This window comes from Gordonia hydrophobica NBRC 16057, assembly GCF_001592365.1.
GTDB classification, from domain to species: domain Bacteria; phylum Actinomycetota; class Actinomycetes; order Mycobacteriales; family Mycobacteriaceae; genus Gordonia; species Gordonia hydrophobica.
On sequence record NZ_BCWU01000009.1, the window covers coordinates 200,749 to 214,502 of the forward strand.

Sequence of the window (13,754 nt, forward strand, 5' to 3'; positions counted from 1 at the left end):
GGCTGCACCGCAGTCATGCGTCACAGTTGGAAGTGGAATTTTCACATCGCGCAGGAGCGCAGAGAAGTGGGTGAGCGATGACCAGCAGTAAGGGTGCTGCGACGTCGGACAAGTCGACGCCGGTGAAGGCCGCGGCATGGGTGCTGGGACTTCTTGCCGGAGCAGTCCCGCTGGTGGCCGTCGCCGTGGTGGTGGCGTTCTTGTTCACCTACCTGACCGTCGACGTGCCGTCGCCGGGCGACCTCAAGCAGAACCAGGTCGCCACGATCATGAACAGCAAGGGTGGCACCATCGCGCGGATCGTTCCGCCGGAGGGCAACCGCACCGACGTCAAGTACGAGGACATCCCCGCGTCGATGATCGACGCGGTCAAGGCCGCCGAGGACCGTGACTTCGACTCGAACACCGGTTTCTCCACCAGCGGCTTCACCCGTGCCGCGCTCGGCAAGGTGTTCGGCCGGGAAGGCGCGGGCGGCGGTTCGACGATCACGCAGCAGTATGTGAAGAAGACGATCGTCGGCGACGAGGTCAGTTACAAGCGCAAGTTCAAGGAACTCGCGATCGCCACCAAGATGTCCCGCCAGTGGTCCAAGGAAGAGATCATGGCGGCGTACTTGAACACCATCTACTTCGGTCGTGGCGCCTACGGCGTCGACGCCGCAGCGAAGGCATACTTCAACAAGTCGCTCAAGAAGCTCACCGTCGCCGAGTCGGCGCTGCTCGCCGGTGTGATCCGCGGGCCGTCGATCTACGATCCGGCCGTCAACCCGGAACTGGCCGTCAGCCGGTGGGAGTACGTGCTGAACGGCATGGTCTCGACCGGCGCACTCAGCCAGTCCGACCGCGCCGCCCAGAAGTTCCCGGACGTCGCCAAGGTCAAGGACGACACCTCGTCGAGCGAGAACGACGGCCCCAACGGGCTGATCAAGCGGCAGGTGCTCGCCGAGCTGGAAGAGCTGGGCATCTCCGAGCAGGAGGTCCAGACCTCCGGTCTGAAGATCACCACGTCCATCGATCCGAAGATGCAGAAGGCTGCCGTGTCGGCGTCGCGGGGCAAGCTCGACGGCGAACCCAAGAAGCTGCGGACCGCATCGGTCTCGATCGATCCGGCGACCGGCGGCGTCAAGGCCTATTACGGCGGCGAAGACGGCTCGGGCTGGGACTACGCCTCCGCCGGGTTGCAGACGGGGTCGATCTTCAAGGTCTTCGCGCTGGTCGCGGGTCTGGAGCAGGACATCCCGCTGTCGCAGCGGTACAGCTCCGATCCGTACCAGGCGCCGGGCGGGCTCACCGTTGAGAACTCCGACGGCGAGAGCTGCGGCACGTGCAACCTGGCCACCGCGCTCAAGATGTCGCTCAACACCGTCTACTACCGGCTGATGATGGACCTGAACGGTCAGGCCGACGCCGTCGCCAAGACGGCGCACAGCCTCGGCATCGCGGAGAGCTTCGGCAGCATCAAGCACACCCTGCAGGAGTCGAACGGCCACAGCGAGGGCGGCGTCGTCCTGGGCCAGTACCCGTCGCGCGTCCTGGACATGGCCTCGGCCTACGCGACCCTGGCGGCGTCGGGCATCTACCGCAAGCCGTACTTCGTCGAGAAGGTCGAGACCTCGACCGGCGACGTCCTGTTCGAGCGGGAGAAGGACAAGGGTAAGCGCGTGGTCTCCGCGGCGGTCGCCGACAACGTGACCGCGGCGATGGAGCCGATCGCGGCGTACTCGAACGGCAACTCGCTGTACGACTCGACCTACGGCGCGCGTCCGTCCGCCGCCAAGACCGGTACCGCCCAGCTGGGCGACACCGGTGACAACAAGGACGCGTGGATGGCCGGCTACACGCCGCAGCTCTCGACCGCGACCTGGGTCGGCACCGACAAGGGCACCGCGTTGCGCAACTATGCGGGCAGCATGATCTACGGCAGTGGGCTTCCCGCACAGATCTGGAAGTCCGTGATGGACGGTGCGCTGGAGGGACAGCCGATCGAGCAGTTCCCGACCCCCGACGCCGTCGGCGGCCAGGCCGGCGTTCCGTACGAGCCGCCGCCCACCACGTACACGCCGACCGACACCTACGAGACGACGCGTCAGCGGAGCCGCCCGCGTCTGCCGGGAACCAACGACAACGGCGACATCGTCGTCGCGCCGGGCGTCACCATTCCGCTCGGCGGCGGCGACGGGCCGACGCAGGGGAACGGGAACGGCAACGGCGGGACCGGCAACGGCGATGGAACCGGAAACGGGGACGGGACCGGCGGGACTGATAATGGCGACACCGGGAACACCGGTGGTCGGGGCACCAACTTGTACGGACAGTCGACGAGACCGGTACCCACACGCTAGTGACCTCGATGACGGACTCCCCGGAACCGCTCTCCGATGATCTGCGCACCGACACCGAACGCGTTCTCCCCTCGTGGGCGAGCCCGTCGTTGCGGACCGCCAGCGACAGCATCGGAGGGCCCGTGGGACTCCATGCCGCCGTCGGCCGGAGTCGACTGTGGACTCCGCTGCGCGTGGTCCTGCTACTGGCGTTGGTTGGGCTCTCGCTCAGTTGGTTCGGCAAGTCCGGCTGCATCCAGCAGGCGCCGGTCGAGAACCAGCCGGGTCAGGTCCGGCTCAACTGGGACAACCAGCGGCAGTTCGTCGGCCTCTGCTATTCGGACCTGATCGCGTCGTACAGCAGCGACAAGCTGACTCCGACCGATCTCGCCGCCGGAGCGCTCCCGTACCGCACGTACTGGAAGGTGCAGAACGGCGACGGCGAGCAGGTCAAGGCCTACCTCGCCCAGCCCGCGCTGACCGGCCTGTTCATGTACGTGAGCGCGCAGGCGGCGCGCGGATGGGCGAACCTGGCCGACGCCGTGGGGCTTCCGTCGACCCTCGACGTCGTCAACTACTTCAACATCAGTGCCCTGCTGCTGTCGTTGTTCTGGCTGCTCGCAGTCTGGGCGACGATGATGACCGACCGTCGCCGGCTTTGGCTGGGCGCGTTGATGGCGCTCTCGCCGATCGTCTTCTTCCACGCCTTCACCTCGACCGAGCCGCTGCCGATCGCACTGCTGGCGGTCAGCATGCTGTGCTGGTCGCGCAGGAAGCTCGGCTGGACGGGCTTCTTCGCCGGCCTCGCCGCGTCGGCCGCCGTGTACCCGCTGCTGCTGATTCCCGCCGTCGCGGTGCTCTGCGTCCGCAATAGGCGACTTCGCGACTTCCTGGTCGTCGTCGCCGCCCTGGTCGGTGGCTGGCTGCTTGTGAATCTGCCCCTGCTCATCTTGTATCCGTCCGGCTGGAGCGCGGCGTTCCGGACGTGGCGGGACCGGGGAGTGGAACCCGACACCCTCTATCGACTGATCTCCATGGCGACCGGCTGGGACCCGGGACCGACGCTGGTCGGCGGACTGGCCGTCCTCCTGGTCATCGCGGTCGTCGCCGCGGTCATCTACATCGGGCTGCGCGCCGACGTCGAACCGACGCTCGCACAGTTGATGTTCCTGCTGGTGGCGGGTCTGCTGCTGTTCGGGAAGGAATGGACGCCGCAGTCGTCGCTGTGGCTGGTGCCGCTCGCGGTGCTGGCCGTGCCGTATCCGCGCGCGGTGCTGGCGTGGATGACGTTCGACGCGTTGATCTGGATCCCGCGGATGGCCCTGTTCCTCGACGCCGACCGCAAATGGCTGCCGCCGGAGGTCTTCTACGCGCTCAACACTCTGCGCGGAGCGGTCCTCGTCGGCCTGTGCGCGGTGGTCGTGTGGCAACTGGTCCGCCGCGACGACGACGAACCGGCGTCCGAACGGCTGCTCCGATCACCGCGATCAGCGGTCCCGACGTAAATCAATCCCCGATAGCTCGACTACCCGCCCGCAGCGGCCGAAATCGGGTCGATCGGGGATTCATTTACGAGCGGCCAGTCGTGCCTCGAGCGTTGCTCGGGAGGCAGGCCAGTCGTCGTCGACGATCGCGAACTGTGCGGTGGTCCGCCAACCGTCGCGGAACCGGCGGTGCTTGCGGAGTTCGCCCTCCTCGAGCGCGCCGAGCTTGGTGATCGCCGCTCGCGAGCGGGTGTTGCTCGCATGCGTGTGCCAGACCACGCGGACCGCGTCGCACACCGTGAAGGCGTACTCGCACAGCGCGAGTTTGGCCGCGGGATTGACCGCGGTCCCCATCGCGGCGGGACCGTAGAAGGTGTAACCGATGGCGAGGGTCTGATCAGCGGCGTCGACGTCGTAGAAGCTGGTGCTTCCGACGAGCTGGCCGTCGGCGTCGATGACGGCGAACGCCACCCGATGCGGATTCGCGAGTGCGGACTGGATCCACCCGATCGCCTCGTCGGTGCCGTGTGGGACACCGCTGGTCCACTGGTAGAGCTCCGCGTCGCCCGCCACTGCGCCGAGATCCTGGGCGTCGGAGAGCTCGAGCGGTCGGAGGGTGACGCCGTCCGCGACGAGAGTCGGCGCGCCGAGCCAGGTGCGCGCGTCCGCGGCATCGGTCGCGGCGAGCCGGGTGAGCGGCCCGGAGGGCGGGACCGTGCCCCGCAGATAGGAGGCGAGCGGCTCGCGCGGTGCGGCGTGGACGAAGTGCACGATGAGCACCACCAGCAGCACCGCGTGCGTCCAGACGCCGAACACGACTCCGCCGATGACCCAGGCGTGCGTGGTCGGGGAGTAGTTCAGCAGCAGGTGGAAGATCGTCAGATCGAGCACCGTGTCGGCGAGCAGATACAGCGCGATGATCGGCCACCGCACGCGGAGCAGGATGAAGAACGGGAGGATCCAGAGCGTGTACTGCGGTGAGTGGACCTTGTGGAAGACCATGAACCCGGCCAGCATCGCGCCGCTCACGCCGAGCCAGGGGAACACGCCGTCGCGCTGATAGACGCGCCATCCGAGGAAGCAGGCCACCGCGAAGGCGAGGATGATCAGCAGCGGCGATGCGACGTCGACGATGCTGTTGTAGGTCGGCGTCTCGCCGCCGGTCACCATGCGCAGACCCCAGTACCAGATCGAGTTGGTGGAGAGGTTGGCCTCGCGTTTGGTCTGGAAGTCGATCGCCGCTTTCCAGCCCTCGTAACCGGCGATCATGAACGGCGCCTGCGTCACAACGACGGTGGCGATCGCCGACACCGCCACGCCGCCGGCACCCAGCCAGTCGCGTGCGCCCCGCCGCGGATCGCGCCGCTGGTCGGTCGCCTCGCCGCGGGTGAGCACCCACAGCATCAGCGGCAGGACGAACAAGCCCGGGTAGATCTTCAGCGAGAATCCGATCCCGAGGGGTATCGCGGCGATGATCGCCGTCGTCCGCACCGACCAGCGGCGAAGCCCCGTGGTCGGATCGGCCGAACCGCCCCACGCCATCACCGCGACGCCGGCGACGGCCGCGCACACCACCGGCAGTTCCCAGTTGTGGAGCGCATACAACATCAGGGGCGGGGTGGCCGCCCACAGCAACGACCACCAGCGGGTCAACAGCGCCAGCAGGATCGCGGTGATGAAGGCGAAGGGCGCCAGGATCAGGAGGTTGTGCCAGAGGAATTCGCGATCGGTGTCGGCGCCGAGTCCGGACAGCCACATCAGCAGTCCGGACAGCACCGGGTACTCGACGACGCCGCCGAACAGGTGGCCGTCGGGCGTGATGCCGCCGTGCACGTAGGGGAACACGTGGCTGGCCAGGCCGCGGCCGTGCCACATCGTCATCAGGTCCGAATAGCAGGGAACGATGTCGCCGGAATGCGCGTACAGCCATTCCCGCTTCGCGCCGGGCTCGCTCGGCGTGGTGCAACCGACCTTCGTCGCGTAGGCGAGAGCCGACGACGCCGCGGTGAACAGCATGACGACGACGAGGATCAGCGTGGTCTCGCCGAAGTGAAGCCGCTTGGCGGCGTGGGGATTGCGAGCCGATGGCATGGGAGCAGAGTAGTCCAGCCCGGTACGGCCCGCCCGGACCGGTCGCCGAGGATTTCGCAGGTCAATCGGCGGTCATGTATCTTTGACAGGTTGCCGACGCAGGCGACCCTCCTGCCACGGAACGTCCGTGGCCGAAAGCCCATAGGAGGTGATGTGGTCTTATGCGTCATTACGAACTGATGGTGATCCTCGATCCGAGCCTGGACGAACGCACCGTCGCCCCATCCCTGGATACCTTCCTCAACGTTGTTCGCAACGATGGCGGCAAGGTGGACGACGTCGAGATCTGGGGCAAGCGCCGCTTGGCCTACGAGATCGCGAAGAACAGCGAGGGCATCTACGCCGTCGTTCAGATCAACGCGACTCCGGCGACCGTGAGCGAGCTCGATCGTCAGCTGAAGCTGAACGAATCGGTGCTTCGCACCAAGGTCCTGCGCAAGTAATCCACAGGCCCGCGAGGACGCTGCAGACGGTGTGGATTGATCACTGACATTGTCGGTGATGGCACATAGGGTGGTGGCAACCATTCCAGGTGCGCACACACTCGGCGTTCCTCGACACGATTAGGGGAGTCTCATGACGGACACGGTCATCACGGTCGTCGGAAATCTCACTGCCGACCCGGAACTGCGGTTCACCGCATCCGGTGCACCGGTGGCGAACTTCACGGTGGCATCCACTCCGCGGACATTCGATCGCCAGACCAATGAGTGGAAGGACGGCGAAGCGCTGTTCCTTCGCTGCAGCATCTGGCGCGACGCCGCAGAGAACGTGACCGAGTCCCTTCAGAAGGGCACCCGTGTCGTGGTTCAGGGCAAGCTCAAGCAGCGGTCGTACGAAACCCGTGAAGGGGAGCGTCGCACCGTTGTGGAGCTCGAAGTGGACGAGATCGGTCCCTCGCTCCGATACGCGACCGCCAAGGTCACCCGCACGCCGCGCAACAACGGCGGCGGCAACTTCGGCGGAAACCAGGGCGGCGGATACGGCGGCAATCAGGGTGGTGGAAACTCCGGCGGCTACGGCGCGCCGCAGGGACGCCCCCAGCAGGCCGCCAGCCAGCCGGCCGACGACCCGTGGGGCAGTGCGCCCGCTGCGGGCGGCGGCTTCGGTGGCGGGGACGACGAACCACCTTTCTGATTCCGGGCTGCTACCCGGAGACCATTAACTGGAGCAATACATGGCAAAGCAAAAGGGCCGCAAGCCCCGCGTAGAGAAGGTTACGAAGGCCAAGGCCTGCACCTTCTGCAAGGACAAGAAGCCCGCCGCTATCGACTACAAGGACACCGCGCTGCTGCGTCGTTTCCTGTCGGACCGCGGCAAGATCCGTTCGCGTCGAGTCACCGGTAACTGCGTGCAGCACCAGCGTGACATCGCCGTGGCTGTGAAGAACTCGCGTGAGGTGGCTCTGCTGCCGTTCACGTCGACCGGACGCTGAGCGGGAAGGACAGAACAACAATGAAGCTGATCCTGACTGCTGACGTTGAGAACCTCGGCGAAGCCGGCGACGCCGTTGAGGTGCGCGACGGGTACGGCCGCAACTTCCTGCTGCCTCGCGGACTGGCGATCGTCGCCACCCGCGGCGCGCTGAAGCAGGTCGACGGCATCCGCCGCTCGAAGGAGGCTCGCGCTGTCCGCGACCTCGACCACGCCAACGAGATCAAGCAGGCCATCGAAGGCCTCGAGAACGTCTCGCTGACCGTCAAGACCCAGAGCTCGGGCAAGCTGTTCGGCTCGGTCTCGGTCGCCGACGTCGCCGGCGCCATCCGCGCTGCGGGCGGCCCGGCCGTCGACAAGCGCAACGTGGAGCTCCCCAAGGGCCACATCAAGGCTCTTGGCGAGTACCCGGTCGTCGTCAAGCTGCACCCGAAGGTGGAGGCCAAGCTGAGCCTCGCCGTCGTCAGCTGACACACAGTACGAGAAGCGTGGCCGGTCATCCTCAGGGATGACCGGCCACGCTTCTCTTCCTGCGACGTCGGTGGGCGCCGTCAGTGGAGCCGCGGTCGGTGCCGGGCGCGACGTCTACGGTCCGACGACTCCGTTGATCATCAGCCGGAGCATCACGTCGGTGGTCTCCGGTATTGATTCCCGCAGCGCCGGAGGCCATTTCGCGATCTGTTCGGACGTGTGGAAGACGAACTGGTGCAGTGTGTGGGGATCGACGTCGCTGCGGATCTCGCCGGACGCCATGGCGTCGCGCACCAACCGGATCCAGAGGTCGGCGACCTCCTCCATCTCGGGGCGCAGTCGCTCACGCATCTCGCCGGGGAGGTCGCGGTAGTTCCGGATGTGGGCCGGGGAGACGGCGCCCAACTCCAAGCGGGTGGCGATGAACGTGCGCATGGCGGCGAACAGCCGCTCCCCCGCGGTCGCGTCGGCGGGCAACGCGTCCACCGCGCCGCGGATGGCCGTGTGGACGGCATGGGTGGCGCCGGCGAGCGCCTCTTCGACGAGGGTGTCCTTGGAGTCGAAGTAGTAGTACAGGCTGCCCGCCTGCATGCCCGCGGCGTCGGCGATCGCCGACAGTCGCGTGTGCTGGTAGCCGGTCTCTGCCAGGACCTTGGCTGCGGCGTCGATGATCCGTGCGCGGGTGGCCTCGGATTTGGACATGCGCGACCGTGCGGGATCTGTCGTCTCGTTGGCAGGCATGGAACTCTCCAGGGGTCTCGCTGTTCCCTAGAACCTACCGTTTCATTAGAAAAGTGGGTCTACCGGGTGCTCACCGGGCACCATCGCTCAGCGACGGACCCGCGGGTTGCGGTCGTGAGCGCGATCGCCGTGCGGATACCGGAACGTGTGTGCGGAGCGGCTGACCTTGAACCCGCGGTTCCAGTTCCGACAGATCACCACCCCGGTCTTCGGCGCTGCGCAGGTGATGTTCGCGACGGTGACTCGAGTGCCGGCCTTCAGCGTCGGCGTCCGGAAGGGGCTGACGGGGCCCAGTTGGTAGCTGCTTCCCCGGCGCACCCAGTACGGGCCCTGGCTCTCGCTGGGCAATGCGACGCCGATGACGCCGGGTGACGCTGTCCGTGGCTTCACGCGGCACGCGGCGGCGTTCGGTTGCGGACCGATCTGGCAGCGCACGGTGCCTGAGACGAAGAAGTGCCGACCCCGATTCGCGTACGAGAGCGAGCGGTAGGTGTCGGGATTCACGGGTCGGTAGCGGGACAGGTCGAACGCGTCGGACCGCGGGGCGGCGTCGACCGGGCCGACGTTTCCGGGAAGCGTCACCGCGATCAGCGCAGCGGCGATGAGGACGATCGCGGTGGCGCTCGCTCGCGCCAGTCTCGATGCACGCATGCACCCATTGCAGCACGTCGCGCAGCCGCGCTGAGGGCGTTCACCGGATCGGTGCCGCTGGGGCGGACGATCGGTTGTGGAGAAACGGCGAATCGGACGACGCCGACAGGGCTGAGATCGCCTTCTCGGCGTGGCGCAAGACAACACGCCGACGACGGGAAATCAATTTTCTGTGGATATCGTCAACAGGCTCTGACCTGCGAAGAGTTGGCAACTTGGGCAAGAATTCCCCAGATCCTCCACAGGGTTGTGCACATTCGCTCCTGCGGCGGCGAAAACTGTCCACACGGTGTCCACAGAGTTGTCCACAGGCCGCGTTTGGCAGGGCTGGGTTTCTCGCCCTAACCTTTCTGAAGGGTTCGGTTTGCCGTTTGGAAACCGACGAGTAGGACTTGCTGGACTCAGGGGGTACGTGCGTGGCTATTGAGGCCGATCTCGGGCGCGAGCCAGACTTGCCACCGGAGCCACCCACCGAAGAGTTCGGCAGGCAGCCACCGCAGGACCAGCAGGCAGAGCAGTCCGTCCTCGGCGGCATGATGCTGTCGAAGGACGCGATCGCCGACGTGCTGGAGCGCATCCGGCCCGGCGACTTCTACAAGCCGGCACACCAGGCGGTCTATGACGCGATCCTGGAGTTGTACGGCCGGGGTGAGCCCGCGGACGCCGTCACCGTCGCCGCCGAACTCGAACGCAAGGGCGAGCTTCGCAAAGTCGGCGGTGCGCCGTATCTCCACACGCTGATCTCGACCGTCCCGACGGCCGCCAACGCGGGGTACTACGCCGAAATCGTCGGCGAGAAGTCCATCCTGCGTCGCCTCGTCGAAGCGGGCACCCGCATCGTCCAATACGGTTACGCGGGCGCCGACGGTCAGGACGTGGCCGAGGTGGTGGACCGCGCGCAGGCCGAGATCTACGAGGTCACCGAACGCCGGACGACCGAAGACTATGTGGCGCTGGAAGAACTGCTGCAGCCGACGCTCGACGAGCTGGACTCGATCGCCTCGCGCGGCGGCCTCTCGCTCGGCGTGCCGACCGGATTCAAGGACTTCGACGAGCTCACCAACGGGCTGCACCCGGGGCAGATGATCATCGTCGCCGCCCGCCCCGGTGTCGGCAAGGCGCTCGCGCTCGACACCCCGCTCCCGACGCCCACCGGCTGGACGACGATGGGGCACGTCGCGACGGGAACCAAACTGCTCGGCCCGGACGGGCGTCCGACCACCGTCGTCGAGACCACCGACGTGATGACGCGTCGCCCCTGCTTCCAGGTGGAGTTCGACGACGGCGCCGTCATCGTCGCCGACGAACAGCACCAGTGGACGGTGGAGATCGACGACGAGATCCGGGTCGTCACCACCGATCAACTGCAGCTGTACGGCGGTCGTGCCAGCATCGCCAACACCAAGCCCCTCGAGCTGCCGTACCGGCCTCTCGCGTACGGCCCCTACACCGTGGGCGCCCTCGCCGGGATGGCGTACGACGACCCGGAGATCGGCGCGCGCATCGACGCCGAGGGCCCAGTCGACGTGATGACGCTGATGACCGATCTCGGCGGTCGGATTCCGCACGAGTACCTGCGCGGCTCGGTATCGCAGCGTCGCGCGTTGCTCGCAGGAATCCTCGACTCCCGGGCGCGGGTCGACGACGACGGCTGGATCACCGTGCCCGCCGCCACCAACCACATGTCGACGGTCGTCGGCGACCTCGCCGCCGGACTCGGCTACTCGTTCCGACGGGCAAGCAGCGGCTGGGTGCGCGTCAACGCGCCCGACGACGTCTTCACCGTCTTCGACAAGGCGCAACGACACAAGGAGATGCGCGGCAGCGTGCGCGCGCGGCGCGTGGTCTCGGTCCGGGCCGTTCCGTCCGTGCCGGTGCGCTGCGTCCAGGTCGACAACAGCAGCCACCTCTACCTCGCCGGTGAGGCGATGGTCCCCACGCACAATTCCACCCTCGCGATGGACTGGCTGCGGTCGGCGTCGATCCATCACGGCCTCACCTCCGCGATGTTCTCGTTGGAGATGAGCAAGACCGAGATCGTCATGCGACTGCTGTCGGCGGAGGCGAAGGTCAAGCTCGGCGACATGCGCTCGGGCAAGATGTCCGACGACGACTGGAGCCGACTGGCGCGCCGCATGGGCGAGATCACCGATGCACCGCTGTTCATCGACGACTCGCCGAACCTGACGATGATGGAGATCCGGGCCAAGGCGCGTCGCCTCAAACAGAAGCACGATCTGAAGCTCGTCGTGATCGACTACATGCAGCTGATGACCTCGGGCAAGAAGGTCGAATCACGTCAGCAGGAGGTCTCGGAGTTCTCCCGGTCGATCAAGCTGTTGGCTAAGGAACTCGAAGTTCCGGTGGTGGCGATCAGCCAGCTGAACCGTGGCCCCGAGCAGCGTACCGATAAGCGCCCGCAGGTCTCTGACCTGCGCGAATCTGGGTCGCTCGAGCAGGATGCGGATATGGTCATCCTACTGCACCGCCCGGATTCGACCGAGCGTGATGACCCCCGCGCAGGCGAAGCCGACATCATCGTGGGTAAGCACCGCAACGGTCCGACGGCCACGATCACGGTGGCACATCAACTCCATTTATCTCGATTCGTGGACATGGCGCGGGGTTAGGCGGGATGTAGCGCCGACGCGCTGTCGATTCCGCTGAGGTTTGTCAGTTTCCAGGCTAGTTTTCAGTGGATTTGTCGGTAGACGGGGTGTTTTCCGGGCTGGTTGTCAGTAAACCTGCAGAGATTCCAGTCGATCGCCGAAATTCCGGGTTACGTGTCAATTCGCAATTCAGACATTCTGCTGAGGGTGTTAGTTTTCCGAGCTGAATGTCAGTTCGCAATCCGAACATTCCGCTTGATGTTGCCAGTTTCCGGGCTGGATGTCAGTCGTGTGGGTCTTCCGCTGCGTCGATCGTCGGGCCGAGAATCCCACTACGCGGGACAAACCCGCGATCATTTGGGAAGGCGAACCCGGTGACCGGCGCACCGTCACCTTTGTCGAACTCGCCGACGAGGTGGGCCGTTTCGCGGCTGCACTCGTCGCTGCGGGCGTCGGTCGCGGAGACGTCGTCGCACTTTACCCGCCAAACATGGTCGAGGCATTCGTTGCGGTCCACACCTGCAACCGGATCGGCGCTGTCTACACCATCTTGTTCTCCGGGTTCAGCGAGGAGGCGGTCCGATCACGTCTCGTGCAGGCGAACCCGAAGGCGTTGGTGGTCGCTGATGCAAGCTACCGGCGAGGCCGGACAGTCCCTCTGTTGCACACCGTGCGTGCCGCGCGAACAGGTCTCACTGAGCAGCCGGTCACAATTGTGGTCGACTGGACCGGTGGTCGAGAACCGTTGATGATCAACGAATTCTGGTACCACGAGGTGTTGTCCGCTCATCCTGAACCCGCGCCCATGGCTGAGCTGGATCCGAACGATGCGGCCTTCTTGATCTTCACGAGCGGAACGTCGGCCAAACCGAGGGGGTGGTCCACAGCGTCGGGGGATTCCTCGTCGGAACATGGGCGAATGTGCGCTGGCAGGTCGGCCCCGAGCCGGATGACGTCTACTGGGTGGCCGCAGATGTCGGTTGGTTGACCTTTCCCATTCAGGCCGTGATCGGCGGACTGGCCAATGGCATGACGATCGTCTGTTACGAGGGAGCGTTCGATACGCCAACGAATGAACGCTTCTACCAATCTGCGAGCGCTACGGGGTGACCAAGATATTGGTTGCTCCGACTGTGCTACGAATGCTCCGCGGCTGGGGCGGGGAGCTGAACCGGGCGCACCCGCTACCCGGTCTGCGGTTGATCACGGTGCAAGGCGAACCGCTCGACAGTGAGACTTTCACCTGGACACTCGAGAACATCGGCGGTGGTGTCCCGGTGGTGAATGCATACGGGCAGACTGAGACCGGTTCAACGTGGTCGTATCCGATACACGGGGTCGACGCGCTCAAGGCCGGCTCGGCCGGTCTACCTGCTCCTGGCCACTAGGGGAGGTGTACGTCGTAAAAGCGATGCCCCGCACCCGCACCGGCAAAACGATGCGCCGTCTGCTGCGCGACGTGGCAGCAGACGGCGAACCGCACGGCGACACTAGTGCAGTGGAAGACACGGCCGTGCTGGACCAGATCGTCACTCAAGTGAACAACACCCGATCGACTTCGAAGGGCCACCATGACGACTACCCGACGACCGGCCACCAGAATGTGGTTCGAGCAACTCGAGCCGGGACTGGTTGCGCGCACGCTGTGCGACGCACAGCCACCGAGACCGACAGTATCCTGTTCACGACGATGACAATGAACCCGGCACTGCTTCATCTCGACGCCGACTATGCCGCCGGCACCGAATTCGGAAGACCACTGGTGAACAGTAGGTTCACCATGGCGCTGGTCGTGGGGATCTCGGTGCCGGAACTGACCTTGGGCACGATCGTCGCTCAACTCGGCGTCTCCGATGCCGCATTCCCGGCACCGGTCTTCCAAGGCGACACGATCCGCGTGGCGATCGAGGTCATCAGCGCTCGCGAATCGAAGTCACGGCCCGACGCCGGTC

At 66.0% G+C, this 13,754-nt stretch carries 14 protein-coding genes; 11 read left to right on the forward strand and 3 right to left on the reverse strand.

Going from position 1 to position 13,754, the window contains the following annotated elements; all coding sequences use genetic code 11:
- Positions 1-77 precede the first annotated feature (77 nt).
- Together GH2_RS15980 and GH2_RS15985 are read left to right on the forward strand one after the other, a co-directional pair.
- Positions 78-2,342 carry a transglycosylase domain-containing protein gene (locus GH2_RS15980; protein ID WP_066170090.1) on the forward strand — a complete coding sequence of 755 codons (2,265 nt, stop codon included), beginning with the start codon at positions 78-80 and terminating at the stop codon, positions 2,340-2,342.
- A gap of 8 nt (positions 2,343-2,350) precedes the next feature.
- Positions 2,351-3,826, forward strand: coding sequence for a glycosyltransferase family 87 protein (locus GH2_RS15985; RefSeq protein WP_066170210.1), 1,476 nt, complete (start codon positions 2,351-2,353; stop codon positions 3,824-3,826).
- 60 nt (positions 3,827-3,886) lie between these two features.
- On the opposite strand, the gene GH2_RS15990 is transcribed toward GH2_RS15985, so the two are convergent.
- The gene (locus tag GH2_RS15990) at positions 3,887-5,896 is read right to left on the reverse strand and encodes a GNAT family N-acetyltransferase (protein WP_066170093.1); all 2,010 of its coding nucleotides are present in this window, start codon (positions 5,894-5,896) and stop codon (positions 3,887-3,889) included.
- A gap of 161 nt (positions 5,897-6,057) precedes the next feature.
- On the opposite strand from GH2_RS15990, the gene rpsF reads away from it, so the two are divergent.
- The 4 genes from rpsF (at position 6,058) to rplI (ending at position 7,801) form a co-directional block, all read left to right on the forward strand.
- The gene (rpsF, locus tag GH2_RS15995; RefSeq protein ID WP_066170096.1) at positions 6,058-6,339 is read left to right on the forward strand and encodes a 30S ribosomal protein S6; all 282 of its coding nucleotides are present in this window, start codon (positions 6,058-6,060) and stop codon (positions 6,337-6,339) included.
- Positions 6,340-6,472: 133 nt separating this feature from the next.
- Positions 6,473-7,033: a single-stranded DNA-binding protein gene (locus GH2_RS16000; protein ID WP_066170098.1), complete on the forward strand. Its 561-nt coding sequence runs from the start codon at positions 6,473-6,475 to the stop codon at positions 7,031-7,033.
- Positions 7,034-7,073: 40 nt separating this feature from the next.
- Positions 7,074-7,331, forward strand: coding sequence for a 30S ribosomal protein S18 (gene rpsR / locus GH2_RS16005; protein ID WP_066170101.1), 258 nt, complete (start codon positions 7,074-7,076; stop codon positions 7,329-7,331).
- A gap of 20 nt (positions 7,332-7,351) precedes the next feature.
- Positions 7,352-7,801 (forward strand): 50S ribosomal protein L9, encoded by a 450-nt coding sequence (rplI, locus tag GH2_RS16010; protein ID WP_066170103.1) that lies wholly within the window; start codon positions 7,352-7,354, stop codon positions 7,799-7,801.
- A gap of 114 nt (positions 7,802-7,915) precedes the next feature.
- Here rplI and GH2_RS16015 read toward each other — a convergent pair whose 3' ends face one another.
- Both GH2_RS16015 and GH2_RS16020 read right to left on the reverse strand, forming a co-directional pair.
- Positions 7,916-8,503 carry a TetR/AcrR family transcriptional regulator gene (locus GH2_RS16015; protein WP_066170106.1) on the reverse strand — a complete coding sequence of 196 codons (588 nt, stop codon included), beginning with the start codon at positions 8,501-8,503 and terminating at the stop codon, positions 7,916-7,918.
- A gap of 126 nt (positions 8,504-8,629) precedes the next feature.
- Positions 8,630-9,193 carry a hypothetical protein gene (locus GH2_RS16020; RefSeq protein ID WP_066170108.1) on the reverse strand — a complete coding sequence of 188 codons (564 nt, stop codon included), beginning with the start codon at positions 9,191-9,193 and terminating at the stop codon, positions 8,630-8,632.
- A gap of 416 nt (positions 9,194-9,609) precedes the next feature.
- Between GH2_RS16020 and dnaB the strand changes: the two genes are divergently transcribed.
- The 5 genes from dnaB to GH2_RS16040 all read left to right on the forward strand — a co-directional run.
- A complete protein-coding gene (gene dnaB / locus GH2_RS16025) occupies positions 9,610-11,823 on the forward strand; it encodes a replicative DNA helicase (protein ID WP_066170111.1) in 2,214 nt (737 codons plus the stop codon).
- Between the two features lie 259 nt (positions 11,824-12,082).
- Positions 12,083-12,790 (forward strand): AMP-binding protein, encoded by a 708-nt coding sequence (locus tag GH2_RS22190; protein WP_066170114.1) that lies wholly within the window; start codon positions 12,083-12,085, stop codon positions 12,788-12,790.
- Entirely contained in the window at positions 12,724-12,912 is a 189-nt protein-coding gene (locus tag GH2_RS21900; protein WP_204701025.1) for a hypothetical protein, read from the forward strand. Before GH2_RS22190 ends, GH2_RS21900 begins: the two co-directional genes overlap by 67 nt.
- 32 nt (positions 12,913-12,944) lie before the next feature.
- Positions 12,945-13,190, forward strand: coding sequence for an AMP-binding protein (locus GH2_RS22195; RefSeq protein ID WP_066170119.1), 246 nt, complete (start codon positions 12,945-12,947; stop codon positions 13,188-13,190).
- A 23-nt stretch (positions 13,191-13,213) separates the two neighbouring features.
- A partial coding sequence (locus tag GH2_RS16040; protein ID WP_244885403.1) for a MaoC family dehydratase occupies positions 13,214-13,754 on the forward strand: 541 nt, incomplete at its 3' end.

What these genes read in the sequence shown, in the direction of transcription:
- GH2_RS15980 (WP_066170090.1), top strand. Translation starts at nt 78, where the DNA reads ATGACCAGCAGTAAGGGTGCTGCGACGTCGGACAAGTCGACGCCGGTG.
- GH2_RS15985 (WP_066170210.1), top strand. Translation starts at nt 2,351, where the DNA reads ATGACGGACTCCCCGGAACCGCTCTCCGATGATCTGCGCACCGACACC.
- GH2_RS15990 (WP_066170093.1), bottom strand. Translation starts at nt 5,896, where the DNA reads ATGCCATCGGCTCGCAATCCCCACGCCGCCAAGCGGCTTCACTTCGGC.
- rpsF (WP_066170096.1), top strand. Translation starts at nt 6,058, where the DNA reads ATGCGTCATTACGAACTGATGGTGATCCTCGATCCGAGCCTGGACGAA.
- GH2_RS16000 (WP_066170098.1), top strand. Translation starts at nt 6,473, where the DNA reads ATGACGGACACGGTCATCACGGTCGTCGGAAATCTCACTGCCGACCCG.
- rpsR (WP_066170101.1), top strand. Translation starts at nt 7,074, where the DNA reads ATGGCAAAGCAAAAGGGCCGCAAGCCCCGCGTAGAGAAGGTTACGAAG.
- rplI (WP_066170103.1), top strand. Translation starts at nt 7,352, where the DNA reads ATGAAGCTGATCCTGACTGCTGACGTTGAGAACCTCGGCGAAGCCGGC.
- GH2_RS16015 (WP_066170106.1), bottom strand. Translation starts at nt 8,503, where the DNA reads ATGTCCAAATCCGAGGCCACCCGCGCACGGATCATCGACGCCGCAGCC.
- GH2_RS16020 (WP_066170108.1), bottom strand. Translation starts at nt 9,193, where the DNA reads ATGCGTGCATCGAGACTGGCGCGAGCGAGCGCCACCGCGATCGTCCTC.
- GH2_RS22190 (WP_066170114.1), top strand. Translation starts at nt 12,083, where the DNA reads ATGTCAGTCGTGTGGGTCTTCCGCTGCGTCGATCGTCGGGCCGAGAAT.
- GH2_RS22195 (WP_066170119.1), top strand. Translation starts at nt 12,945, where the DNA reads ATGCTCCGCGGCTGGGGCGGGGAGCTGAACCGGGCGCACCCGCTACCC.